Annotated in this window: 21 protein-coding genes and 1 pseudogene; 11 read left to right on the top strand and 11 right to left on the bottom strand. The window is 61.0% G+C overall.

Going from position 1 to position 22912, the window contains the following annotated elements:
* Window positions 1-8 precede the first annotated feature (8 nt).
* From SC318_RS26675 to folE2, 3 genes are read right to left on the bottom strand one after another with little or no spacing between them, the layout of a single operon-like run.
* The gene (locus SC318_RS26675) at window positions 9-875 is read right to left on the bottom strand and encodes a metal ABC transporter permease (protein ID WP_300633454.1); all 867 of its coding nucleotides are present in this window, start codon (window positions 873-875) and stop codon (window positions 9-11) included.
* Window positions 875-1543 (bottom strand): metal ABC transporter ATP-binding protein, encoded by a 669-nt coding sequence (locus tag SC318_RS26670; RefSeq protein WP_320429094.1) that lies wholly within the window; start codon window positions 1541-1543, stop codon window positions 875-877. The genes SC318_RS26675 and SC318_RS26670 overlap by 1 nt, the downstream gene beginning before the upstream one ends.
* Window positions 1540-2430: a GTP cyclohydrolase FolE2 gene (gene folE2, locus SC318_RS26665; RefSeq protein ID WP_320429093.1), complete on the bottom strand. Its 891-nt coding sequence runs from the start codon at window positions 2428-2430 to the stop codon at window positions 1540-1542. Before folE2 ends, SC318_RS26670 begins: the two co-directional genes overlap by 4 nt.
* Before the next feature lie 128 nt (window positions 2431-2558).
* Here folE2 and SC318_RS26660 point away from each other — a divergent pair, with 128 nt between their 5' ends.
* Window positions 2559-3770, top strand: a complete 1212-nt coding sequence (locus SC318_RS26660) for an N-acetylmuramoyl-L-alanine amidase (RefSeq protein ID WP_320429092.1) — start codon at window positions 2559-2561, stop codon at window positions 3768-3770.
* Here the strand turns inward: SC318_RS26660 and SC318_RS26655 are convergent.
* Window positions 3767-4135, bottom strand: a complete 369-nt coding sequence (locus SC318_RS26655; RefSeq protein ID WP_320429091.1) for a glutamine synthetase — start codon at window positions 4133-4135, stop codon at window positions 3767-3769. The two genes, SC318_RS26660 and SC318_RS26655, sit on opposite strands and share 4 nt — an antisense overlap.
* A gap of 139 nt (window positions 4136-4274) precedes the next feature.
* Here SC318_RS26655 and zigA point away from each other — a divergent pair, with 139 nt between their 5' ends.
* From zigA to SC318_RS26640, 3 genes are read left to right on the top strand one after another with little or no spacing between them, the layout of a single operon-like run.
* Entirely contained in the window at window positions 4275-5483 is a 1209-nt protein-coding gene (zigA, locus tag SC318_RS26650) for a zinc metallochaperone GTPase ZigA (protein ID WP_320429090.1), read from the top strand.
* Window positions 5483-6127 carry a DUF1826 domain-containing protein gene (locus SC318_RS26645; RefSeq protein WP_320429089.1) on the top strand — a complete coding sequence of 215 codons (645 nt, stop codon included), beginning with the start codon at window positions 5483-5485 and terminating at the stop codon, window positions 6125-6127. Before zigA ends, SC318_RS26645 begins: the two co-directional genes overlap by 1 nt.
* Before the next feature lie 44 nt (window positions 6128-6171).
* Window positions 6172-7134 carry a CobW family GTP-binding protein gene (locus SC318_RS26640; RefSeq protein WP_320429088.1) on the top strand — a complete coding sequence of 321 codons (963 nt, stop codon included), beginning with the start codon at window positions 6172-6174 and terminating at the stop codon, window positions 7132-7134.
* On the opposite strand, the gene SC318_RS26635 is transcribed toward SC318_RS26640, so the two are convergent.
* Window positions 7128-7523: a DUF3301 domain-containing protein gene (locus tag SC318_RS26635; RefSeq protein ID WP_124388834.1), complete on the bottom strand. Its 396-nt coding sequence runs from the start codon at window positions 7521-7523 to the stop codon at window positions 7128-7130. The two genes, SC318_RS26640 and SC318_RS26635, sit on opposite strands and share 7 nt — an antisense overlap.
* Window positions 7524-7640: 117 nt before the next feature.
* Here SC318_RS26635 and pdxY point away from each other — a divergent pair, with 117 nt between their 5' ends.
* Window positions 7641-8513, top strand: a complete 873-nt coding sequence (pdxY, locus tag SC318_RS26630) for a pyridoxal kinase PdxY (protein ID WP_306490939.1) — start codon at window positions 7641-7643, stop codon at window positions 8511-8513.
* A 129-nt stretch (window positions 8514-8642) separates the two neighbouring features.
* On the opposite strand, the gene SC318_RS26625 is transcribed toward pdxY, so the two are convergent.
* Complete coding sequence (locus tag SC318_RS26625; RefSeq protein ID WP_053258732.1) at window positions 8643-9128, bottom strand: acyl-CoA thioesterase; 486 nt, start codon at window positions 9126-9128, stop codon at window positions 8643-8645.
* A 280-nt stretch (window positions 9129-9408) separates the two neighbouring features.
* Between SC318_RS26625 and SC318_RS26620 the strand changes: the two genes are divergently transcribed.
* Together SC318_RS26620 and SC318_RS26615 are read left to right on the top strand one after the other, a co-directional pair.
* Window positions 9409-11166, top strand: a complete 1758-nt coding sequence (locus tag SC318_RS26620; protein WP_320429087.1) for a cation:proton antiporter — start codon at window positions 9409-9411, stop codon at window positions 11164-11166.
* Window positions 11167-11174: 8 nt separating this feature from the next.
* Window positions 11175-11252 (top strand): annotated as a pseudogene (locus SC318_RS26615) (outer membrane lipoprotein carrier protein LolA); the annotation flags it as partial.
* A 16-nt stretch (window positions 11253-11268) separates the two neighbouring features.
* Here the strand turns inward: SC318_RS26615 and SC318_RS26610 are convergent.
* The 3 genes from SC318_RS26610 to uvrD all read right to left on the bottom strand — a co-directional run bounded on the left by SC318_RS26610 (window position 11269) and on the right by uvrD (window position 15172).
* Complete coding sequence (locus SC318_RS26610) at window positions 11269-11676, bottom strand: SMI1/KNR4 family protein (protein WP_320429086.1); 408 nt, start codon at window positions 11674-11676, stop codon at window positions 11269-11271.
* A gap of 135 nt (window positions 11677-11811) precedes the next feature.
* A complete protein-coding gene (locus SC318_RS26605) occupies window positions 11812-12681 on the bottom strand; it encodes a Tim44 domain-containing protein (protein ID WP_124388831.1) in 870 nt (289 codons plus the stop codon).
* Between the two features lie 307 nt (window positions 12682-12988).
* A complete protein-coding gene (uvrD, locus tag SC318_RS26600; RefSeq protein ID WP_320429085.1) occupies window positions 12989-15172 on the bottom strand; it encodes a DNA helicase II in 2184 nt (727 codons plus the stop codon).
* Between the two features lie 268 nt (window positions 15173-15440).
* On the opposite strand from uvrD, the gene SC318_RS26595 reads away from it, so the two are divergent.
* On the top strand, window positions 15441-18320 hold the full coding sequence (locus tag SC318_RS26595) for an EAL domain-containing protein (RefSeq protein WP_320429084.1): 2880 nt from the start codon (window positions 15441-15443) through the stop codon (window positions 18318-18320).
* A 53-nt stretch (window positions 18321-18373) separates the two neighbouring features.
* Here the strand turns inward: SC318_RS26595 and SC318_RS26590 are convergent, their stop codons facing one another.
* Window positions 18374-18715, bottom strand: coding sequence for a hypothetical protein (locus SC318_RS26590; RefSeq protein ID WP_320429083.1), 342 nt, complete (start codon window positions 18713-18715; stop codon window positions 18374-18376).
* Between the two features lie 320 nt (window positions 18716-19035).
* Here SC318_RS26590 and hexR point away from each other — a divergent pair, with 320 nt between their 5' ends.
* Entirely contained in the window at window positions 19036-19902 is an 867-nt protein-coding gene (gene hexR / locus SC318_RS26585) for a transcriptional regulator HexR (protein WP_003177007.1), read from the top strand.
* A gap of 209 nt (window positions 19903-20111) precedes the next feature.
* Window positions 20112-20309: a PA3496 family putative envelope integrity protein gene (locus tag SC318_RS26580; protein WP_124388828.1), complete on the top strand. Its 198-nt coding sequence runs from the start codon at window positions 20112-20114 to the stop codon at window positions 20307-20309.
* Here the strand turns inward: SC318_RS26580 and SC318_RS26575 are convergent.
* Window positions 20239-21213: a LysR family transcriptional regulator gene (locus SC318_RS26575; RefSeq protein ID WP_320429082.1), complete on the bottom strand. Its 975-nt coding sequence runs from the start codon at window positions 21211-21213 to the stop codon at window positions 20239-20241. The two genes, SC318_RS26580 and SC318_RS26575, sit on opposite strands and share 71 nt — an antisense overlap.
* 196 nt (window positions 21214-21409) lie before the next feature.
* Here SC318_RS26575 and SC318_RS26570 point away from each other — a divergent pair, with 196 nt between their 5' ends.
* Window positions 21410-22825 (top strand): acetyl-CoA carboxylase biotin carboxylase subunit, encoded by a 1416-nt coding sequence (locus SC318_RS26570; RefSeq protein ID WP_320429081.1) that lies wholly within the window; start codon window positions 21410-21412, stop codon window positions 22823-22825.
* The last annotated feature ends 87 nt before the right edge of the window (window positions 22826-22912 follow it).

Genomic DNA, 22912 nt, shown 5'->3' with positions numbered 1-22912 from the left:
GAGACACCTCATTGGGATGTAAGCAAGGGCGGGCGGCGCAGCAAGCCGTGCACCGGACCGAAGACCACGGACAGCAAATACCCGCCGCCCGCCACCAGCACGATGGCCGGGCCGCTGGGCAGTGAGTAATAGAACGACAGCAACAAACCCAGCCACACCGACAGGCATCCCAGCACTGCCGATACCGCGATCAACACCGGCAGGCGCCGGCTCCAGAAGCGCGAAGCGATGGCCGGCAGCATCATCAAGCCCACCACCATCAAGGCGCCGATGGCCTGGAAGCCGATGACCAGGTTCAGCACCACCAGCGTCAGGAACAACCCGTGGGCCAGCGGGCCGAGGCGGCTGACCGTTTGCAGGAACAGCGGGTCGAGGGTGTCGAGCAGCAGCGGTTTGTAAATCAGCGCCATGGCGATCAGGCTGAAACCGGTGACCCAGAGCATGCCGGTGAGGGTGGTTTCATCCACCGCCAGGGCGGAGCCGAACAGCAGGTGCAACAGGTCCAGACGCTTGCCGGCGATGCCGAGGATCAACACGCCGGCGGCGAGGGAGATGGGGTAGATGGCGGCGAGGCTGGCGTCTTCACGCAGGCCGGTGCGGCGGGTGATCCAGGCGGACAGCCCGGCCATGCTCAGCCCCGCCCCCAGGCCGCCGATGGTCAGCGCCGGCAGGCTCAACCCGGCGAACCAGAAGCCCAGGGCGGCGCCAGGCAGAATGCCGTGGGCCACGGCATCACCAATCAGGCTCATGCGTCGCAGGATCAAAAACACACCCAGCGGCGCGGTGCTGCAGGCGAGTACCAGGCCACCGATCAGCGCGCGGCGCATGAAGACGAAATCGACAAAGGGCATCCACAAGTGCGCGGCGAAGTGCATCAGGCCACCTGCAATTGCGGTTGGGGGCGGATCAGCTCTTTGCTCAGGCCCAGGGCGCAGCCCGTGCTTTTGATGTGCAGCACGTGTGGGGCGTGATGGCGCACCGACGCCAGGTCGTGGCAGACCACCATCAGTGTGCGGCCTTCGTCATGCCAGGCGTGAATGTGTTTCCAGCACAATGCCTGACCTTCTTCGTCGAGCGCCGCGTGAGGTTCGTCGAGCAACAGGATCGGTGAGTCGGCCAAGCTCATACGCGCGAGCAGGGCGCGTTGCAGTTGGCCGCCGGACAGGGCCATCAGCGGGCGCTGCTCCAGGCCGCCGAGGCACCAGTCTTCCAGCACGGCGTGCAGGCGTTCGCTGCGTTGCTGCGGTGTGAGCCGGGTGCCCCAGAAGCCGGCGGCGACCAGTTCTTGCAGGCTGATGGGAAACTGTCGATCCAAGTGTTGTTGCTGGGGGAGGAACGCCAGGCCGCCGCGGCGTGGCACATCGACGCTGACTTTCCCAGCCAGCGGCTTTTGCAGGCCGGCGATGACTTTAAGCAGGCTGCTCTTGCCGCAGCCGTTGGGGCCGATGACGCCGGTGAGGCTGCCTTTTTCCAGGGTGAAATCCATGGCAGGAGTGAGCGGTTGGCCCGGAGCGCCCCAGCGCAACGCGTTGCAGGTGATCATGTGGCAGGTCTCGTCCAGCGGCTTTCAGCCACGGCATCGTGCGCGTGCAGGCTTTCGGCGTGGATCACTTTGAGGTGGAAGGCGTTGACCGCATCCGAGCGTTTCAAGGCGAGGTTCAGGCGGCGCGCGGCGTCTTCGCAGAACATCAGGTTCTGCCCGTTGGCCAGGGCGAAGGCTTGTTCGTCCGCACGTTTCACCGCGGTTTGCACGGCTGTGCCGAGCGCGGCTTCGGCATCGTTGATCAGTTCAAGTATTGGCAGTTCGTCACCTTGAATCTGCACGTGTAACTGCGCACTGCTGCGCTGGCTGTGGGGCGTGGCAACGATGCCGTCGGCGCTGCCGAGCCAGGTCAGTACCTCGGCATGCTGCAACGGTTTGTTAGCGAAGTCGGCGAGAAACTGCTGCTGAATCAACTGCCTGGCAAGGGCAGCGGAGCAAGGGCAGGTTGAGGAATAAATAACGTCAATTTTTAGTTCCACGTGGAACATCTGGTTTTCCAGACGCGCCTCGATACTCACCGGGTAACGCTTCCAACCGTCCAAAGCGCTGACCAGGGCAGGCCGTTTCAACAGCAGGTCGGTGTGAATACGCAGATAGGCGTTGTTAGATAAATCTTCATGTGTGTCGAGAAACCGCTGCAGTACATTACGCAGAAGTGCAGGCGTAAGCGGTTGCTGATCGAACATTTCCAGGGCCAGGTACAGGCGTGACATATGAATGCCACGGGCCGCGCCATCGTCCAGGCTTACGCCGGCATCGGCGGTGGCGGGCAGACGTTGGCCATCGAGCAAGACAGGCAGGGCAATGCCGCACATGCCTACCCAATCCAGTGGCAAGGCCTGGCGTGAAGCCTGCGCGGCGATATCCGGCAGAGTCAGCGCATTCATAAGCAGGTCCATCGTTGGAAATAATTCGACATGTTATAGTATAACAATCTCTTTCACGATGAAATTTCTGCTCCAGCCTTTCTTCAGTCACGTCGAGCAGGGACGCTCCCTTATTTGCGGTATAGGTCATGCACAGACGTCAACTCCTCAACCTGCTGCTGGTCAGCCCCTTGTTCGCCTTGCCGCTGGGGGCGTACGCCACGCAGATTCGCAATGCGCGGCTGTGGCGTTCGGACGATAAGCTGCGGCTGGTGTTCGATCTCAGCGGCCCGGTGCAATACAAGACCTTTTCACTGGCCGCCCCGGAACGCGTGATCATCGACCTGAGCGGCGCGGGGCTCAGTGGCGACTTCTCCCAGTTGGTGCTGAAGAACAGCGGGATTACCTCGATTCGTTCCGGTCATTTCGGCAAGAACGACACCCGCATCGTGCTGGACCTGGCTGCGCCGATGCAGCTCAACAGCTTCCTGTTGCCGCCCCAGGACGGTCAGGGCCATCGCCTGGTGCTTGACCTGAGCAGCGCCACGCGCGCGCCTCGTCAGATCGCCGCCGAGCCTGCGCCATTGATCGCGCCGGTGGACAAGGCCCACCCCAAGCGCGACATCATTGTAGTGGTCGACCCAGGCCACGGCGGCAAAGACCCCGGCGCCATCGGCTCCAAGGGCCAGCGAGAAAAAGACGTGGTGCTGTCGATTGCTCAATTGCTGGCCAAGCGGTTGAAGCGCGAAAAAGGCTTCGACGTAAAACTGGTGCGCAACGATGACTTCTTCGTGCCGTTACGCAAGCGCGTGGACATCGCCCGCCAGCACAAAGCCGACATGTTCATCTCGGTACATGCCGACGCCGCCCCCAGGCTCACCGCGTCGGGTGCCTCGGTGTATGCGTTGTCCGAGGGCGGCGCTACTTCCGCGACCGCACGTTTCATGGCGCAGCGTGAAAACGGCGCGGATCTGCTGGGCGCCACGACGTTGCTCAACCTGAAGGACAAGGACCCAATGCTCGCGGGGGTGATTCTCGACATGTCGATGAACGCCACCATCGCCTCGAGCCTGCAACTGGGCAGCTCGGTATTGGGCAGCCTGCAAAACATCACCAGCCTGCATCAGAAACGCGTGGAACAGGCCGGCTTCGCAGTGCTCAAATCGCCGGACGTGCCGTCGATCCTGGTCGAGACCGGGTTTATCTCCAACAGCCAGGACGCCCAGCGGTTGGTGACGGCGCGTCATCAACAGGCGGTGGCGGATGGCTTGTTCGACGGGCTGAAAAAATACTTCGAGAAGAACCCGCCGATGAACAGCTACATGGCCTGGGTGCAGGAGCAGAAGAACGGCCAGGTCTAACAGCCGGTGATTCGGCTGCAGGTGAACGTGGCGCTGGCTCCGCCTGAACTGGAGAACCGGTTGAGGGTGGTCCAGCCTACGCGCCGGGTGTAGCCGACCCACGCCTCACCATCCGACGCCAACCCGGTAAAGAACGTCAGTTGCCCATAACGGCTGTTGGTCTGTGCCCAGTAGCGTTTGCCGACCACCTCGAACCCACGCAGATACGTGGTGCTGCCCACGGTCGCCACGCTATAGGCATTGCCCAGCGGGTCCACGCAGGCCAGCAGGTTGGCGCTGCGCGTGCAGTGGGCCAACAGGCTTGGGGTTTGCGCACAGGCAGGTCCTGCCGCTGCCAATAACAGGACGTAGCAAAGGCGTTTCATCGGGTTTCTCAGGGCAGGAAGGTGATCAAGCATTGCGCCCTTCGTCGCCAGGAACAAGAGGGGTTGGCTTGTTTGTATTGTTATACTATAACATAAAACAAAGCCTGGCTCGACCGGGCAGCCAGATGAGATCGACCTGATGCCCAATCGTCTACCCGTTACCGTGTTGTCCGGCTTTCTCGGCGCCGGTAAAAGCACGCTGCTCAACTATGTGCTGCGCAACCGCGAAAACCTGCGGGTCGCGGTGATCGTCAACGATATGAGCGAAATCAACATCGACGGCAGTGAGGTCCAGCGCGACGTCACGCTCAATCGCGCCGAAGAAAAACTGGTGGAGATGAGCAACGGCTGCATCTGCTGCACCTTGCGCGAGGATTTGCTCGAAGAGGTCGGCAAGCTCGCCAGGGAAGGTCGGTTCGATTACCTGCTGATCGAATCCACCGGCATCTCCGAACCGCTGCCGGTGGCCGAAACCTTCACCTTTCGCGATGAAAACGAGCAGAGCCTGGCGGACATTGCGCGCCTGGACACCATGGTTACGGTGGTCGACGGCGTGAATTTCCTGCTCGACTACCAGGCCGCAGAAAGCCTGGCCTCACGTGGGCAGACCCTGGGCGAAGAGGATGAACGCTCGATCACCGACCTGTTGATCGAACAGATCGAATTTGCCGACGTGATCCTGATCAGCAAGATCGACCTGATCAGCAGCCACGAGCGCGAAGAGCTGATGGCAATCCTTGAGCGCCTCAACGCCCAGGCGCAGATCATCCCGATGGTCATGGGCCAGGTGCCGCTGGACAAGATCCTCAATACCGGGCGCTTTGATTTCGACCGCGCCGCCCAGGCCCCGGGCTGGCTGCAGGAGATGCGCGGCGAACACGTGCCGGAGTCCGAAGAATATGGCATTGCCTCTACCGCTTACCGTGCGCGCCGTCCCTTTCACCCGCAGCGGTTTTTTGACTTCATCGACCGCCCCTGGGTGAACGGCAAGCTGTTGCGTTCCAAAGGCTTCTTCTGGCTGGCCAGCAAACATCAGGATGCCGGCAGCTGGTCTCAGGCCGGTGGTTTGATGCGTCATGGTTTTGCCGGGCGCTGGTGGCGCTTCGTGCCCAAAGACGAGTGGCCGCAAGACCAGGAAAGCGTCGCGGCGATCATGGAGAACTGGCAACTGAGCACCGGTGATTGCCGTCAGGAACTGGTGTTTATCGGGCAGAACATCGACTTCGCCAAGATGCGCGCCGAACTGGACCAGTGCCTGCTCACTGACGCGGAAATGGCCTTGGGTGTCGACGGTTGGCGCCAATGGGTCGACCCCTTTGGCCCCTGGTATGAAGAGGCAGCCGCCTGATGCTGGCCCCGGTTACTCCCCTGCGCCCGGTGATTCGCCAGACCCGTGGCGAAAGCCCGCTGGCGTTGTCTGACATCCTCGACGACGGCGTGAACCTGGCGCTGTGGCAGCGCCAATTGCCGGTGCACATCGCCGAGTTCGGCGCCCTGATGGTAGCGCTCGACGAGCCGTTGGCCGAAGCGTTGGTCATCGAGTTGGACAGCGAAGACAGCGCGCCGAACCTGCACGGTCTGGCCTCCGGTTGCCGCGATCTGGAAGGCTATGATGGCTTTATCGCCGACGTGTCCTGGCTGGTCAGCGCGTTTGCCTGCCTGCTTGGCGCCAAGCGCATCGGCTTGCGTTTGCGCCTGCTGGACAAGGCCATGTGCCCGCGCTTTCATGTCGACCATGTACCTGTGCGGCTGATCACCACCTATGCCGGCGTCGGCAGCCAGTGGCTGCGCGAAGGCGTCATGGACCGCTGCCGGTTGAGCCAGCCTGACGCAGAACCCAACGAGCGCATCGAGCAGATCCTGTGTGGTGAAGTGGCGCTGCTCAAGGGTACAAAATGGCACGGAAATGAAAACCATGGCCTCATTCATCGCTCGCCGGCACTGAAAGCGAATGAACGTCGCTTGATCCTCACGCTGGATTGGCTGGCATAAACGCGTAGGATCAAGCATTCCAGACGGTCTGAATGATGCCACCCATGCTGCAGAACATTCCCACTCACGTGATTGCCGGGCCCCTGGGCGCCGGCAAGACCAGCCTGATCAAACACTTGCTTTCCCAACGCCCGGCCAACGAGCGCTGGGCGGTGCTGATCAACGAGTTCGGCCAGATCGGCCTGGACGCTGCCTTGCTCACTCAAGATGACGATGGCATTGCCCTGGGCGAAGTGGCGGGTGGCTGCCTGTGTTGTGTGAACGGCGCGCCGTTTCAGGTGGGCCTGGGCCGGTTATTGCGCAAGGCCAGGCCGGATCGGCTGTTTATCGAGCCGTCGGGCTTGGGCCATCCGGCGCAGTTACTTAAACAATTGGGTCAAGCGCCATGGCAAGGCGTGCTGGCGGTTCAGCCGTGCGTGCTGGTGCTGGACGCCCAGGGTCTGGCAGCGGGCAAACCCTTGCCGCAAGCACAGCAGGAGGCGCTGGCCAGTGCCGGCCTGCTGGTATTGAACAAGGATGAGGCGCTGGATGCGCTGCAACGCCAGGCCATCGAGCAGCAGCTATCGGGTTACGCACTGTATTGGACGCGCCAGGCGCAGTTGCCCATTGAACAGCTACCTGGCTTGAAAGCTCAGGCGGGCGGGGTTGTGGATAACTTTGCGGTGCCCAATGGTTCGGCGCCAATGCCGACGGTGTGGAACGACCCCACACTGCCCATCTGCCTGAGCCAGGCTCAGGAGGGCGGCTGGAGCATCGGTTGGCGCTGGCATCCGAGCCAGCAATTTGACCAGCAGCGCTTGAACCAGTGGCTGAAAAGTCTGCACTGGCGTCGCGCCAAACTGGTTATCCACAGCCGCGATGCCTGGGTGTCCGCCAACGCTGTGGATAACAGCCTGCCGGTCTGGCAGCCCAGCGAATGGCGACGTGATTCTCGTATCGAGCTGATCTTCAGCGTGCCTCAGGACGTGGCGGCATTGCAGACCGCACTGGCGGCCTGCCGTTACTGACGGTTCTTGGTAGCGTGGTCCTGGCGCCACTGGCTCAGTTCGATGACCTCGGCGCTGGGCAGCGGCTCCTTGGCTTCGAACGGGTAGGGCGCCAGTTCAATCTGCGCGCTGTGGGCGCCAAACTGGGTGATGGTCCCGCTGTGGCGAGCCTCGCCCGTCACGGTGAACTCGAAATTGTAGACGCGGGCCAACCGTCGCCGACCCTTGGCATCTTTCACGAAACCGATGCGTTTCAAGGCCACCGCGCCGTCGAGCAGTTCGATGTCGAGCTTGGCGCAGTGCTGCTTGACCCGCTCCAGCGCCCGCTCGCGCAGGCCATGGTTATGCCAGACCCAAGCCGCGCCGGTCGCCAGCAGCATCAAGACGAAGATGTTTCCCAGGGTCAGCATTCCATGAACTCCAACAAAGTGAGCGCAGCTTAACTGTGTCGCCGGTCTGTCGTACAGGCTGCGTTTAGTCGCATACTGCGCGGCCAGAATTTCAACGGCTTTATGGAAATCTCCTGCATGAAACGTACACCCCATCTGCTTGCGATCCAGTCTCATGTGGTCTTTGGCCACGCCGGAAACAGCGCCGCCGTGTTCCCCATGCAGCGGGTCGGGGTGAATGTATGGCCGCTCAACACGGTGCAGTTCTCCAACCACACACAGTATGGTCACTGGGCGGGCGAAGTGCTGGCCCCGCAGCAAATTCCGGCACTGGTGGAAGGGATCGCGGCGATCGGCGAGCTGGGTAACTGCGATGCGGTGCTGTCGGGCTACCTCGGCAGTGCGGACCAGGGGCGTGCAATTCTAAGCGGTGTGGCGCGCATCAAGGCGCTCAACCCCAAGGTCATGTACCTGTGCGACCCGGTGATGGGCCATCCGGAAAAGGGCTGCATCGTGCCGCAGGAAGTCAGTGATTTCCTGCTCAACGAGGCGGCGGCCGTGGCCGATTTCCTGTGCCCTAACCAGCTGGAACTGGACAGCTTTGCCGGGCGCAAACCGCAATCGCTGCTCGATTGCCTGGCGATGGCCAAGGCCTTGCTGACGCGCGGGCCGAAGGCGGTGCTGGTCAAGCATCTGGATTACCCGGGCAAATTGCCGGACGGCTTCGAGATGTTGCTGGTGACGGCCGATGGCAGCTGGCATTTGCGTCGACCGCTGCTGGCATTCCCGCGCCAGCCGGTGGGCGTGGGCGACCTGACGTCGGGGTTGTTCCTGGCGCGGGTGCTATTGGGCGATAGCCTGGTGGCCGCTTTCGAGTTCACTGCAGCGGCGGTGCACGAAGTGCTGCTGGAAACCCAGGCCTGCGCCAGTTACGAACTGGAGCTGGTGCGGGCGCAGGATCGTATCGCCCACCCCCGCGTGCGTTTCGAAGCCACGCCGATCAGCCTGTAACTACACAAAACCCAATGTGGGAGGGGGCTTGCCCCCGATAGCGGTGTTTCAGCCAAAGAAATGGCGGCTGATAAATCGCAATCGGGGGCAAGCCCCCTCCCACATTTGACTGGGTTTGCAGAATTTGAATCAGGGCGCGTCGGCCTTGATTTCCTGGTAGCGCTTTTCCAGCTCCTGTCGAATCTGCCGACGCTGCTGGGCCTGCACGAAGCGGCGCTTGTCTTCGCTGTTCTGCGGCTGCAAGGGCGGTACGGCGGCCGGTTTGCGCTGGTCGTCCACCGCCACCATGGTGAAAAAGCAACTGTTGGTATGACGCACCGAGCGTTCACGAATGTTCTCGGTTACTACCTTGATGCCTACTTCCATCGAGGTGTTGCCGGTGTAGTTGACCGACGCGAGAAAGGTCACCAACTCGCCGACATGGATCGGCTCGCGGAAAATCACCTGGTCCACCGACAGCGTGACCACATAGCGGCCGGCATAACGGCTGGCGCATGCGTACGCCACTTCGTCGAGGTACTTGAGCAGCGTGCCGCCATGGACATTGCCTGAGAAGTTGGCCATGTCAGGGGTCATCAATACCGTCATCGACAGCTGGGCGTTTCCGGGTTCCATAGCACACTCACGGGTTGTAGGCATTGGTTGGGGTAGGGCACCTCTGCGGGTGCTGGGGTCTTTGCAGCGCCATCCTTAACGGGACGCCGGCGGGCGGCTTGCCGTCACGCTTGGGCCGATCTGTTTCCATATATTGCACCGGCTTTCCGGCGGAAGTCGCGGTGTTAACCTTCAAAAGCCCATCTCGGGGCATTTCTCACGATCACGGCAGACTTTTCTTTCAGCGCTAGCGCACGCAGGAAGTGAGAAAAGCGCCAGCTATTTCAAGGAGCCCCTCGCCATGCACGCCATCAGCTTTATCCAGGATTTGGCCGTGATCATGCTGGTGGCGGGGGTGGTCACCATTCTGTTCCATCGCCTCAAGCAGCCGGTGGTGCTGGGCTATATCGTCGCGGGCTTCATCATCGGCCCCCACACGCCGCCGTTCGGCCTGATTCATGATGAAGACACGATCAAGACCCTGGCTGAGCTGGGGGTGATCTTCCTGATGTTCTGCCTGGGCCTGGAATTCAGCCTGCGCAAGCTGTTCAAGGTCGGCGCCACGGCGTTTATCGCGGCGTTCCTGGAAATCATCCTGATGATCTGGATCGGCTACGAGATTGGCCAGTGGTTCGACTGGAACACCATGGATTCGCTGTTCCTTGGCGCGATCCTGGCGATCTCCTCCACCACCATCATCGTCAAGGCGCTCAATGACCTGAAGATGAAGAACCAGCGTTTCGCCCAGCTGATATTCGGCGTGCTGATCGTCGAGGACATCCTGGGGATCGGCATCATTGCCTTGCTGTCGAGCATTGCCGTCAGCGGCACGGTCAGTTCCGGCGAGGTGTTTTCCACCGTGGGCAAGCTGTCGCTGTTCATGATTGTCGCCCTGGTGATTGGCATTTTGCTGGTACCGCGCCTGCTGGCTTATGTCGCCAGGTTCGAAAGCAACGAGATGTTGCTGATCACCGTGCTGGGCCTGTGTTTCGGTTTCTGCCTGCTGGTGGTCAAGCTTGAATACAGCATGGTGCTGGGGGCGTTCCTGATCGGCGCGATCATGGCCGAATCGCGCCAACTGATTAAGATCGAGCGCCTGATCGAACCGGTTCGCGACATGTTCAGTGCGATCTTCTTTGTGGCCATTGGGCTGATGATCGACCCGCAGATCCTGCTGCAGTACGCCTGGCCAATTGCGGTGATTACCGTGGCCGTGGTGCTGGGCAAGATGCTGTCTTGCGGGCTCGGCGCGTTTATCGCCGGCAACGATGGCCGCACGTCGCTGCGGGTGGGCATGGGGCTGTCACAGATTGGCGAATTCTCTTTCATCATCGCGGCGCTGGGGATGACCCTGCAGGTCACCAGCGATTTTCTGTATCCGGTGGCGGTAGCCGTTTCGGCAATCACGACCTTGCTCACCCCCTACCTGATCCGTGGTGCCGACCCGCTGTCACTGAAAATTGCCGCTGTGATGCCCCAGCGCATGAGCCGGGTATTCGGTATGTATGGCGAGTGGCTGCGCAGTATCCAGCCTCAAGGCGAAGGCGCCATGCTGGCGGCGATGATCCGCAAGATCCTTCTGCAAGTGGGGGTGAACCTGGCACTGGTGATCGCCATCTTCTTCGCGGGAAGCTTTTTCGCGGCGCGCATCGGAGGGTATCTGGAAGGCTGGATCAGCGATCAAAGCTGGCAGAAAGCGTTGATTTGGGGCGGGGCGTTGCTGTTGTCGCTGCCGTTTCTGATTGCGGCGTATCGCAAGCTCAAGGCGTTGTCGATGCTGTTGGCCGAGATGAGCGTGAAGCCGGAAATGGCGGGACGGCATACCCACCGCGTGCGACGGGTGATCGCCGAGCTGATCCCCATTCTGTCGCTGTTGGTGATCTTCCTGCTGTTGGCAGCCTTGTCGGCCAGTATCTTACCGACCAACAAGTTGCTGGTGCTCATCGCTGTGGTCGCTGCGGCGGTGGCGGCGTTGCTCTGGCGCTGGTTCATCCGCGTGCATACGCGGATGCAGGTTGCCCTGCTGGAAACCCTGGATAACCACAAGGATACGCAGTAGGCGCGAGCTTGCTCGCAAAGATCGTTAACGATTACGCGGGAAACCTGACACCCCGTGGCGCCCTCAGGTTTCTCGCGAGCAAGCTCGACGCCTGCAAAGGCCTCAGCTTTCCAGCCAGACGTCCCGTGCCCAGTGCCATACCGATTCCCAGGTTTCTTCCTGGACCAGCTCTTCCTCGGCGCACCACAACACCACGGTGCCGTCTTCTTCGACGCAGTAGTAGTCATCGCCGTCCTGGCAGATCGGGATCAGGCTGCGGTCTACACCGGCATCCCAGGCATTGGCGGCAACGTCCGGCAGGTAGGTGTGCGATTGCGGGTCGGTGACAGTCACCGGCTCAAGGCTGCCGTAGACCACGTCGCTGACGGTCAGCAGGAATTCGCGGAACACAAACGGAATATCGATGAACAGTTGTTCCTCGATTTCCACCAGTTGGTCTTCGTCAGGTAGCTCCAAAGGAACCGGAACCGGTTCGTTGGCTTCACGCAGTTGTTCGATGATTTCTTCCACGGCCGGGATCCTCTTGCTAGATGGCGCGGTTTATAGGGGCGTTTTATACAGTAGCTCGCTATAAGTGCAACCGTGAAATAGAAAACCCCGGACATGTCCGGGGTTTTCGTTACCGCTTGTTCAGGCGTTCAGGTCTCAGCCGTTCTGGCGGATACCGGCGACCAGCCATGGCTGGTTGTCGCCCTGGGCGCGCTCCATGTTCCAGCTTTCGCTGAACACTTCGCCCTGGTCGAAACGCGAGGTCTTCGACACGCCGCTGAAGGTCAGGGTGGCGATGGTCTTGTCGGCGCGATCATCCACACCTTCCAGCTGTACGCGCAGGTCGTCGATATAGGTCGACTGGAAACCGTCACCCAGGTCGGCGCGTTCGCGCTTGAGGAAGTCCAGCAGTTGCGGGGTCACGAACTCGGCGATCTTGTCCATTTCGTTGGCGTCCCAATGCTGCTGCAGGGACTGGAAGTGGTTGCGGGCCGCTTCCACGAAACGCTCTTCGTTGAACCAGGCCGGTGCGTTGATCACCGGACGGGCGGCGGCAGGGGCTGCCGAACCGCCGAAGATCGAACCCATGGCTGGCTTTTGCTCGAACACTTCGCGCTGCATCGGCGCGCCGGCCGGAGCCAGGTGCTCCTGCTGCTTGCGGCGACGGGCGGCGATGAAGCGGAAGATCACAAAGGCGATAACCGCCAGGATCAGGATGTCGAAGATCTGCATGCCCTGGAAGCCGCCGCCCATGAACATGGACGCGAGCAGGCCACCGGCGGCGATGCCGGCCAGCGGGCCCAACCAGCGCGAAGCACCGCCGGCCTTGGCAGCAGCGCCCGCGGCACCGGCTGCGCCTGCGGTAGCTGCAGCACCGCCGGCACCGGCGGATGGAGCCATCTGGCTGGTTTGGTGAGTCGGTGCCGAGCCCATGCTCTTGCCGCCACCGAAGCGTTTGGCGTTGGCGTCGAGGCTCATCGTCAAGCCGATGCACAACGCCATGGCGATGCTAAGAAAACGTTTCATAAAGGGAATTCCCATTTGTGGATTGCACGCGCGCCATGTTGCACAGGTGTCGTGACAGTGGCTAGCGGCATAATGTTTCGGGCTTTTGCGTAGGACCGATTCAGAACGGTCTGTAGGACGTATTACAGATATTGGCCCGCGCTCGTCTAAAACAAGGGTGAGCTTATAATCTTCATGTTACGCGGTGTTTCATGGGGTGGCTTGACGTGGCGAGGGAGCTTGCTCCCGCTGGCGTGCGCAGCGCGCCCGTTTTTGCAGCTGCTGCGCAGCCCAGCGGGAGCAAGCTCCCTCGCCACCTACCGTCGTTTCAGACCGCCTCAAGCTTCGCATAGCCCATCATCAGCCACTTGCTGCCCTCGGCAAAGTTGACCTGCACCCGTGCCTGGGCACCGGCGCCTTCGAAGTTGAGGATCACGCCTTCCCCGAAGATGGCATGGCGGACCTGCTGGCCCAGGCTGAACGCGGTTTCCGGGATCTCGGAACCGGCAAACAGGGTGCTGGAGTTCTGCTGCTGACCACCGCCGAACGGGCGGCTGACGCTGTTGGACAGGCGCACTTCCTGGATCAGTCCCTTCGGCACCTCACGTACGAAGCGCGACACCTTGTTGTAGGTTTCGCTGCCGTACAGGCGTCGGGTCTCAGCGTAAGTCATCACCAGGTTCTGCATGGCCCGGGTAATGCCCACGTAAGCCAGGCGGCGTTCTTCCTCAAGGCGGCCAGGTTCTTCCAGGCTCATCTTGTGGGGGAACAGGCCTTCTTCCATGCCCACCAGGAACACATAGGGGAATTCCAGGCCCTTGGCACTGTGCAAGGTCATCAGCTGAATGCTGTCTTCATGCTCGTCAGCCTGGGTATCGCCGGCCTCCAGCGACGCATGGCCAAGGAAGGCGGCGAGCGGGGTCAGCTCTTCATCTTCATCGGTGTTCTCGAAGGCGCGGGCGGCGCTGACCAGTTCCTCAAGGTTTTCTACCCGGGCCTGGCCTTTCTCGCCTTTCTCCGCCTCGTGGTAGGCGATCAGGCCGGACTGTTCGATCACGGTCTGGGTCATCAAATGCAGGGGCATTTCCGCGCATTTGGCCGCAAGGTTCTCGATCAATTCGACAAACACGCCCAATGCACCGGCCGCACGGCCCGTCAGGCCTTTATTGGCGATAAGCAGGCGCATGGCCTCCCACATCGACACATCGGCATGGCGGGCGTGCTCGCGAATGGCCTCGACAGTTTTTTCCCCGATGCCACGGGCCGGGACATTAATGACCCGCTCCAGCGCCGCATCGTTGCCGCGACCTTCCAGCAAGCGCAGGTAGGCCATGGCGTTCTTGATTTCCGCACGCTCGAAGAAGCGCTGGCCGCCGTAGATGCGATAAGGGATGCGCTCGCGCAACAAGGCTTCTTCCAACACCCGCGATTGGGCGTTGGAGCGGTAAAGAATGGCGATATCGCTGCGTGCCAGGCCGGTTTTCAGCGCGCTTTCGATGGTTTCCACCACGTAGCGCGCTTCATCGTGCTCGTTGAACGCAGCGTACAGGTTGATCGCTTCGCCTTCGCCGCCGTCGGTCCACAGCTCTTTGCCCAGGCGCCCGGTGTTGTTGGCGATCAAGGCGTTGGCGGCCTTCAGAATACCCGCGGTGGAGCGGTAGTTCTGCTCGAGGCGAATGGTTTGCGCGTCCGGGAAGTCTTCGGAGTACTGGTAGATGTTCTCGATTTTCGCGCCGCGCCAGCCATAGATCGACTGGTCGTCGTCGCCCACCACCATCAGGCTGTCGCCACCCTTGGCCAGCAGGCGCAACCAGGCGTACTGCACGGCGTTGGTGTCCTGGAACTCGTCCACCAGAATGTGCCGGAAGCGCTTCTGGTAATGGGCCAGCAAGCCGGGGTTGTCGCGCCACAGGTCGAGGGCGCGCAACAGCAGCTCGGAGAAGTCGATCACGCCGGCGCGCAGGCAGGCCGCCTCGTAGGCTTCGTAGATGCTGCGCATGGTGGCCAGGAACAGGTCACCGCTGGCCTGGATATGTTGCGGGCGCAGGCCTTCGTCTTTCTGGCCGTTGATGAACCACTGGGCCTGGCGTGCCGGCCAGCGCTGTTCATCCAGCCCCAACTCGCGTATCACTCGTTTGACCAGACGTTGCTGATCGTCGCTGTCGAGGATCTGGAACGTCTGGCTCAGCCCCGCTTCCTGCCAATGTGCTCGCAACAGGCGGTGCGCCAGGCCGTGGAAGGTGCCCACCCACATGCCGGCCGGGCTGATGCCCATCAACTGCTCGATGCGATGGCGCATCTCGGCAGCCGCCTTGTTGGTGAAGGTCACCGACAGGATGGAATGGGGGGACGCGTTCTCGACCTGGATCAACCAGGCGATACGGTGCACCAGCACTCGGGTTTTACCGGAGCCAGCACCGGCCAGGACCAACTGACGGCCAACGGGGGCCGCTACGGCCTGGCGTTGGGCATCGTTGAGGGAGTTCAGCAAAAGGGAGAGATCATCGCGCATCGGCGCATTCTAGGGTGCCGGGGGAAGACGGGCAAATCCCAATGCCGGGTGGTCGACATAAAACCACTGGGCGGCAAACATTGCGCTGAGCGCGGATGACCGGTTAGTCATGCGCCAGAGCCCGCGTGGCGTCTCGTTCAAGCCGTCTGGCACAGCGCTTTGCGCTCAGCTGACGGGGGTTTTTTATGACCGGGAGCGGTTTGGTCCGAGCGCTTGCTTGTGTATGCTCCGTCGACGTTTCGGGCTCACCATTATAAGAACACTGCCTATGACCTTTAACACTGACCTGTTCGGCCCTTCGGCGGCGCCAGCGCAGGTTATCCGCAAACATTACGCCACCCAGATAGCGGTCGAGCGCACACGCCTGCTGTATCAGGGCTCGTTGCTGCCGACCCTGTTGATGCTGGTCAATGGCCTGGTCTGCGCCTGGCTGTTGTGGAACCCCAAGCAATACCTGCTCGACAGCATCTGGCTGGTCTGGTTGCTGGCGCTGGTGGCGATGCGAGTCATCCAGGTGGCGGCCTTTGATTCGGCGATGCCCAGCCGTCAGGCCCAGCCCGTGTGGCGTCGCATGTTCATGCTCGGTTCGGCGGTCAGCGGCTTGACCCTGTCGATCGCCGCCATTGCCTTGGTACCCACCGACAGCTTTATGCAACAAGCCTGGGTGTTCGGCCTGATCGGCGCGGCGACGTTGTCGGCCAGCGTGGCGTATGCCGTCAGCCTTTGGGCCTTTCTGTCCTTCGCCTTGCCGTGCCTGTTGCCGGCGATCATTTATCTGTTCTGGAACGGCACCTCCCAGCAGCAGGGTTGGGGCGTACTCGGTCTGATCCTGCTGGCGTCCTTGAGTGTGGTCGCGTGGCAGGTCAACCGCCTGATCCAGCGCGCGCTGCTGCGACGTTTCCAGAACCAGGCCTTGATCGAGCATCTGCAGCAGGCGCAGCAACGCAGCGAGCAGTTGAATCAGGAACTGATGCGCGAAGTCGAGCAGCGCCGTCAGGTTGAACAGGAATTGCGTGAAGCCCAGGTCGGTCTGCAAGACCGTGTGACGCTGCGCAGCCAGGAGCTGGACGCCGCCAGCCTCGCCCTGAACAAAAGCGAGGCGCGCCTGGCCATGGCGCTGCAGGCCAGTGAATTGGGCCTGTGGGACTGGAACCTGCAAACCGATGAGGTGCACCACACCCAGCTCAAGGAACTGTTCGGCCTGGAGCCCGAATATGTCACCGCGATGCTCAGGCACCTCAAGCCGCGCCTGCACCCAGACGACTTGCCACTGCTCAAGCATGCGCTGGTGGAGCATCTCAAAGGCCGCAGCGAGGACTATCAGGTGGAATACCGGATACGCCATGGTGACGGGCACTGGGTGTGGATCGAGGACCGCGGGCGTGCGGTAGAGCATTCGTCCAACGGGCGGGTTATCCGCATGCTCGGCACACGCCGCGACATCAGTGCCAGCAAGGCCCTGGAAGAACAGCAACGGCTGGCCTCGACGGTATTCGAGGCGGCCAGCGAAGGCATCGTGATTCTCGACCCTAACTACGTGCTGATCGCCGTCAACCAGGCGTTCAGCCGTGTCACCGGGTTTGCCAGCGACGACATGCTCGGCCGCAACGTGGTGGAGCTGCCCTGCAGTCGCGATGCCCGGCGCCACTTTCCGGTGATTCACCAGGCGTTGCTCAGCCACGGCACCTGGCAGGGTGAACTGGTGGAAACGCGCAAGAACGGCGAGCTGTACCCGCAGTGGCTGCAACTGAACGTGGTGCGCGATGTTCGTGGCCATGTCAGCCATATTGTCGGCTTTTTCGCCGATCTGTCCGCGCGACGCGAGTCCGAAGAGCGCATGCGCTACCTCACCCATTACGACGAGCTGACGGGCCTGGCCAACCGTTCGCTGTTTCGCGAACGTCTGCGCGAAGCCCATCAGCGCGTGCGCCAGGGTGGGCGCAGCCTGGCGCTGCTGCACATCAACCTGGACCGTTTCAAACTGCTCAACGACAGCCTTGGGCATGAGGTGGCCGACCAGTTGCTGCAGAAAATGGCGCGGCGCCTGATCAACGCACTGCCGGAGGCCGACACCATTGCGCGGCTGTCCGGTGATGAATTCGCTGTACTGTTCGACGCCTACGGCAACTTGTCGAGCCTGGCGCGCGTGGCAACTCGGCTGCTGGCAAAACTGCGCGTGCCGGTGACGGTGGAGGGGCATGAACTGGTGGTGAGCGCGTCCATGGGCGTCAGCCTGCTGCCGGACAATGCGCGGGAAATTTCCGCGCTGGTCAGCCAATCGAATATGGCGATGCAGCACGCCAAGCACCTGGGCGGGAATAATTTCCAGTTCTACACCGACAGCCTGCAAGCCAGCACCCTGGAGCGCTTGCAGCTGGAAAACCACCTGCGCAAAGCCATCGACGAGCGCCAGCTCACGGTGTTCTACCAACCCAAATTATGCCTGGCCAGCGGCAAACTCAATGCAGTCGAAGCATTGGTGCGTTGGGATCATCCGCAGTGGGGCCTGGTGCCGCCGGGGGACTTTATCGGTCTGGCCGAAGAAACCGGTCTGATCGTGCCGCTGGGGGAGTTGGTGTTGCGCCAGGCGTGCTGGCAGGCCTGTGAATGGCAGCGTCAGGGGTTGGAGCCGATTCGGGTGTCGGTGAACCTGTCGGTGCATCAGTTGCGCCAGGGCAAGCTGGTCAGCCTGGTACGCCAGGTATTGGACGAGACCGGGCTGGACCCGCAATACCTCGAGTTGGAACTGACCGAAAGCCAGCTGCTCGACAGCGTCGAGCACATCATCGTCACCTTCCGGCAGTTACGCGACCTGGGCGTGAAGCTGGCCATCGACGATTTTGGCACCGGCTATTCATCCCTCAGCTACCTCAAACGTATTCCGGTGGACTACGTGAAGATCGACCAGACCTTTATCCGTGGCCTCGGCCAGGGCCGTGAGGATGCCGCCATCACCCGAGCGATCATTGCCATGGCCCACGGTCTGGCGCTCAAAGTAGTGGCCGAAGGCGTGGAAGACCAGCAGCAGCTGGATTTCCTGCGGGCCGAGGGTTGCGACGAGGTGCAGGGCTATCTGATCAGCCGGCCGGTGGAGGCGCCGGCGCTGGTGGAGTTACTGCGCAAAAATGCGGCAGGTTTGTCTTTTTAAAGGAAAAGCGGTCATGCGCAATGACCGCTAATTTCGCGTAACAAACGTTATGTTTATTGTGGGACGTTCTCTGCCGCACGGGAAACGGCAATCAGTGTTCCGCCAATGGTAATTCTGGAAATGCCAGGGCAATCGTGCAGTTTGAAAACCACCTTCTTTGTAGTCACCATCGGTAAGGTGGCTCCAGGAGATTCGAGTATTTCCAGACGAAGTTGAAGTGTGTCACCGATAAGAGGCTGCAGGGCCACCATCAAGATCGGCGTGGCCGAGAGATTGCCAACGCTGACTTCACCTTTGATGGTGATGAACCCGTTAGAGGTATTGACCTGCCAGTGGCCCCTGGCTTCTTCCTGTATCTCCCAGACTTGTTGCTCAGTGCGCACATCGCTGCTCATGTAATTCACCTTTCAGGATTGAGAGTTTTCGGGCTCGCAAGCCCGGCGCAATCAGGTTCTCAAAATCGGTCATGGCGGATGCGCTAGTTATGTAGTGCCTGGATGATGACGCCGCGGCCGGGTGGCGTCGAAGTGAGCCTGGGTCTTTTTTAAGGATCTAAGAGAAAAATGCGCACAGTCGCTACATCCTGGGATTCACCAGAAAATGGCGGGGTCGAGTCGATTCAGTTGCGTATCCAGCAGGCAAAAAGTCATTTCTTGTAGTATAACTACAAGCTTGCTACATCCCTGGCGTCTGCCAATAACAAGAGTCCTGCCCTTTGAACCTGTTGCAACATATCGCCCAGTCGCGCCACCTGTTACGCAAATCGGAACTCAAGGTTGCCGATCACGTGCTGCTTGACCCTGCGGCTGTGATGCACAGTTCCATGGCCGACCTGGCCCACAGCGTGGGTATCAGCGAGCCGACCATCGTGCGTTTCTGCCGCGCCATCGGTTGCTCCGGGTTCCAGGACTTGAAACTCAAGTTGGCGCAAAGCCTGGCCGCTGGTGCGAGCTTCGGCCAGTTTGCGATCCATGAAGACGACTCGGTCGCCGATTACAGCCTGAAAATCTTCGACACCACCTTGCATACCCTCATGGAAGTGCGCGAGAAGCTCGACCCGGTTGAGTTGCAAAAGGCCGTGACCGCGATGTCTCAGGCCCAGCGCGTCGAGTTCTATGGCTTTGGTGCTTCCGGCGCAGTAGCGGCTGACGCTCAGCATAAATTCTTCCGCCTGCTGCTCACCGCTGCGGCCTACAGCGATCCGCACATGCAGGCGATGTCGGCGGTGACCTTGAAGCCCACCGACGTGGCCATCTGTATTTCCCAGTCCGGTCGCTCCAAAGACCTGCTCATCACGGCCAACCTGGTGCGTGAAAGCGGCGCTTCGCTGATCACCCTGTGCCCAAGCCAGACGCCGTTGGCGGAATTGTCCACGGTGAACCTGGCGATCGACGTACACGAAGACACCGAAATCTACACGCCGCTGACCTCGCGCATTGCACACCTGGTGGTGATCGACGTACTGGCGATGGGCGTTGCCATGGCCCGTGGGCCAAGCCTGGTCAACCACCTCAAGAGCGTGAAGCGCAGTTTGCGCAGCCTTCGTCTCTCGCCAAAATCCGTCAAAGCCCTCGACGACTGAACTGTACACAGATCTAAATGTGGGAGGGGGCTTGCTCCCGATAGCTATAGGCCAGTCAATAAATCTGGTGACTGACACTCCGCCATCGGGAGCAAGCCCCCTCCCACATTTGCATCTTTTGTGTGTCCAGAATCTTCATCCCACTGTCATCGCCCCGTCATCCCTCGCGGCCATCCTGTACTCCCCGTACTCGCATTGGGAGACTCCAAATGGCCCGGCCCTACGAAGACAGCAACAGCACCGTAAAGACCCGTCGTCAGCAGGAAGACCAGCGCCGCATGGCGTTCCGTCGCGCAATCGAAGACCGCTGCGACCAGCGTCAGCTGCAGCAGAGCATCAGTGACTACCCGGAACTGCACTGGCAGGCACCCTTGGCTGCCCAGCGAAGCGCTCAGCCAGCGCGCTGATCTGCACCCGTTCGCTGCGGATAAAGCCCAGGAACGCATGGGCCACCGGTGACAGCCGCTTGGCTTTGGCTTGCACCAGGCACCAACTGCGGTACAGCGGCAGCTCTTCCACCGGCAGCTCCTTGAGCCCGCCGGTGGCCAGTTCCAGGTTCAGGGCGTGGCGCGTCAGCAGCGCCACGCCCAACCCTGCCACCACGCACTCACGCTGCGCCTCGGCCGAGGCCACTTCCACCGTCTGGGTGAAGTGCACGCGTTTTTCCTTGAAGTACTCTTCGCAGGCCAGCCGCGTGCCGGATCCGGGTTCGCGGATCAGCAGTGTGTAAGGTTCCAGATCCTGCAGGCGCAGCGCCCCTTGCAGGCTCAACGGATGGTCCGGCAGTGCCACAGCGACAATCGGGTTGTTCAGGAATGGCAGAAATTCCAGGCCCATGTCCTGAGGCACCATGGACATGATCACCAGGTCGTCGCGGTTGTCCGAAAGCCGACGGATCACCTGGGCGCGGTTAACCACGGTCAGGTGCAATTGCACCTCCGGGTGCTGGCGCTTGAAGGCGGCGAACAAGTGCGGCACGAAGTATTTGGCGCTGGACTCCACCGCCAGCTTCAACTGGCCTTGCAGTGAGCCCTGCATGTCCGACAGCTGCATATCGAGGTTTTCCAGACGCCCGAAAATATCCCGGCTGGCCCGCTGCAAGGCTTCGGCAGCCTCGGTCATGTAGAGCTTTTTGCCGACATAGTCGAACAACGGCTGCCCGAGCAGCTCTTCGAGTTGGCGAATTTGCAGGCTGACGGCGGGCTGAGTGAGGGACATTTCCTCGGCTGCGCGGCTGTAGGAGCGCAAATCACACACTTCATTGAAGATCTGCAACTGACGCAATGTCATACGCATCAATGACTTACGCATTAGATAACCCTTCGTGCCGGTATTCGTCCGGCCAACTATAAGTCTTTACTTATACACAACCCAATAATTATTGATTTTTGTTAATCCTCCCGTGCGCATAGTGTGTGTCTCGCGACTGTCATGAAACATTTGGTCACGCGCCGACCCGGCTACAGGGGGTCGAAGAACGCAGCAATCGGCTCAAGGGAATTTCCAAGTGATAAAAAAGATCCTGATCGCCAACCGTGGTGAAATTGCCGTACGAATCGTGCGTGCCTGCGCCGAGATGGGCATTCGCTCGGTCGCGGTTTACTCGGACGCCGACCGCCACGCGTTGCACGTCAAGCGTGCCGACGAAGCCCATAGCATCGGTGCCGAGCCCCTGGCCGGTTACCTGAACCCGCGCAAGCTGGTGAACCTGGCCGTGGAAACCGGTTGTGATGCCCTGCATCCCGGTTACGGCTTCCTGTCGGAAAACGCCGAATTGGCGGACATCTGCGCCGAACGTGGGGTCAAGTTCATTGGCCCGTCGGCGGAAGTGATTCGCCGCATGGGCGACAAGACCGAGGCCCGTCGCAGCATGATCAAGGCCGGCGTGCCGGTCACGCCGGGCACCGAAGGCAACGTCGCCGACATCCACGAAGCCCTCACCGAAGGCGACCGTATCGGTTACCCGGTGATGCTCAAGGCCACGTCCGGTGGCGGCGGTCGCGGTATTCGTCGTTGCAACAGCCGCGAAGAACTCGAGCAGGCCTTTCCCCGCGTGATTTCCGAAGCCACCAAGGCTTTCGGTTCGGCGGAAGTGTTCCTGGAAAAATGCATCGTCAACCCCAAGCACATCGAAGCGCAGATCCTCGGGGACAGCTTTGGCAACGTGGTGCACCTGTTCGAGCGCGACTGCTCGATCCAGCGTCGCAACCAGAAACTCATCGAAATCGCGCCAAGCCCCCAGCTCACCCCGGAACAGCGCGCCTACATCGGTGACCTGTCGGTGCGCGCGGCCAAGGCTGTGGGCTACGAGAACGCCGGTACCGTGGAGTTTTTGCTCGCCGAGGGCGAGGTGTACTTCATGGAGATGAACACCCGGGTGCAGGTGGAACACACCATCACCGAAGAAATCACCGGGATCGACATCGTGCGCGAGCAGATCCGCATCGCCTCGGGCCTTCCACTGTCGGTCAAGCAGGAAGACATCCAGCACCGTGGCTTCGCGTTGCAGTTTCGTATCAACGCCGAAGACCCGAAGAACAACTTCCTGCCAAGTTTCGGCAAGATCACTCGTTACTACGCCCCCGGCGGCCCCGGCGTGCGCACCGACACGGCGATCTACACCGGCTACACCATCCCACCGTTCTACGACTCCATGTGCCTGAAACTGGTGGTGTGGGCGTTGACCTGGGAAGAAGCCATGGACCGCGGCCTGCGTGCCCTGGACGACATGCGCCTGCAGGGCGTGAAGACCACCGCCGCCTACTACCAGGAAATCCTGCGCAACCCGGAATTCCGCAGCGGCCAGTTCAATACAAGCTTTGTGGAAAGCCACCCTGAGCTGACCAACTACTCGATCAAGCGCAAACCCGAAGAGCTGGCCCTGGCCATCGCCGCCGCCATCGCCGCCCATGCGGGTTTATGAATAAACAGCGGCAAGTTGCAAGCGGCAAGCTACAAGTAAAAGCAGAGTGGCTTTTTCTTGCAGCTTGTAGCTTGAAACTTGCCGCTA

This window comes from Pseudomonas sp. MUP55 (genome assembly GCF_034043515.1).
Classification (GTDB): Bacteria; Pseudomonadota; Gammaproteobacteria; order Pseudomonadales; family Pseudomonadaceae; genus Aquipseudomonas.
The sequence above is the reverse complement of the archived record's forward strand: the minus strand, read 5'-3'. Positions and strand labels throughout refer to the sequence as shown.

Coding starts and splice junctions, on each gene's coding strand:
- SC318_RS26670 (WP_320429094.1), bottom strand. CDS start 1,543: ATGATCACCTGCAACGCGTTGCGCTGGGGCGCTCCGGGCCAACCGCTC.
- SC318_RS26590 (WP_320429083.1), bottom strand. CDS start 18,715: ATGAGCAGCGATGTGCGCACTGAGCAACAAGTCTGGGAGATACAGGAA.
- SC318_RS26595 (WP_320429084.1), top strand. CDS start 15,441: ATGACCTTTAACACTGACCTGTTCGGCCCTTCGGCGGCGCCAGCGCAG.
- SC318_RS26660 (WP_320429092.1), top strand. CDS start 2,559: ATGCACAGACGTCAACTCCTCAACCTGCTGCTGGTCAGCCCCTTGTTC.
- zigA (WP_320429090.1), top strand. CDS start 4,275: ATGCCCAATCGTCTACCCGTTACCGTGTTGTCCGGCTTTCTCGGCGCC.
- SC318_RS26645 (WP_320429089.1), top strand. CDS start 5,483: ATGCTGGCCCCGGTTACTCCCCTGCGCCCGGTGATTCGCCAGACCCGT.
- pdxY (WP_306490939.1), top strand. CDS start 7,641: ATGAAACGTACACCCCATCTGCTTGCGATCCAGTCTCATGTGGTCTTT.
- SC318_RS26605 (WP_124388831.1), bottom strand. CDS start 12,681: ATGAAACGTTTTCTTAGCATCGCCATGGCGTTGTGCATCGGCTTGACG.
- uvrD (WP_320429085.1), bottom strand. CDS start 15,172: ATGCGCGATGATCTCTCCCTTTTGCTGAACTCCCTCAACGATGCCCAA.
- SC318_RS26675 (WP_300633454.1), bottom strand. CDS start 875: ATGCACTTCGCCGCGCACTTGTGGATGCCCTTTGTCGATTTCGTCTTC.
- SC318_RS26575 (WP_320429082.1), bottom strand. CDS start 21,213: ATGCGTAAGTCATTGATGCGTATGACATTGCGTCAGTTGCAGATCTTC.
- SC318_RS26635 (WP_124388834.1), bottom strand. CDS start 7,523: ATGCTGACCCTGGGAAACATCTTCGTCTTGATGCTGCTGGCGACCGGC.
- SC318_RS26620 (WP_320429087.1), top strand. CDS start 9,409: ATGCACGCCATCAGCTTTATCCAGGATTTGGCCGTGATCATGCTGGTG.
- SC318_RS26655 (WP_320429091.1), bottom strand. CDS start 4,135: ATGAAACGCCTTTGCTACGTCCTGTTATTGGCAGCGGCAGGACCTGCC.
- folE2 (WP_320429093.1), bottom strand. CDS start 2,430: ATGAATGCGCTGACTCTGCCGGATATCGCCGCGCAGGCTTCACGCCAG.
- SC318_RS26580 (WP_124388828.1), top strand. CDS start 20,112: ATGGCCCGGCCCTACGAAGACAGCAACAGCACCGTAAAGACCCGTCGT.
- SC318_RS26625 (WP_053258732.1), bottom strand. CDS start 9,128: ATGGAACCCGGAAACGCCCAGCTGTCGATGACGGTATTGATGACCCCT.
- SC318_RS26640 (WP_320429088.1), top strand. CDS start 6,172: ATGCTGCAGAACATTCCCACTCACGTGATTGCCGGGCCCCTGGGCGCC.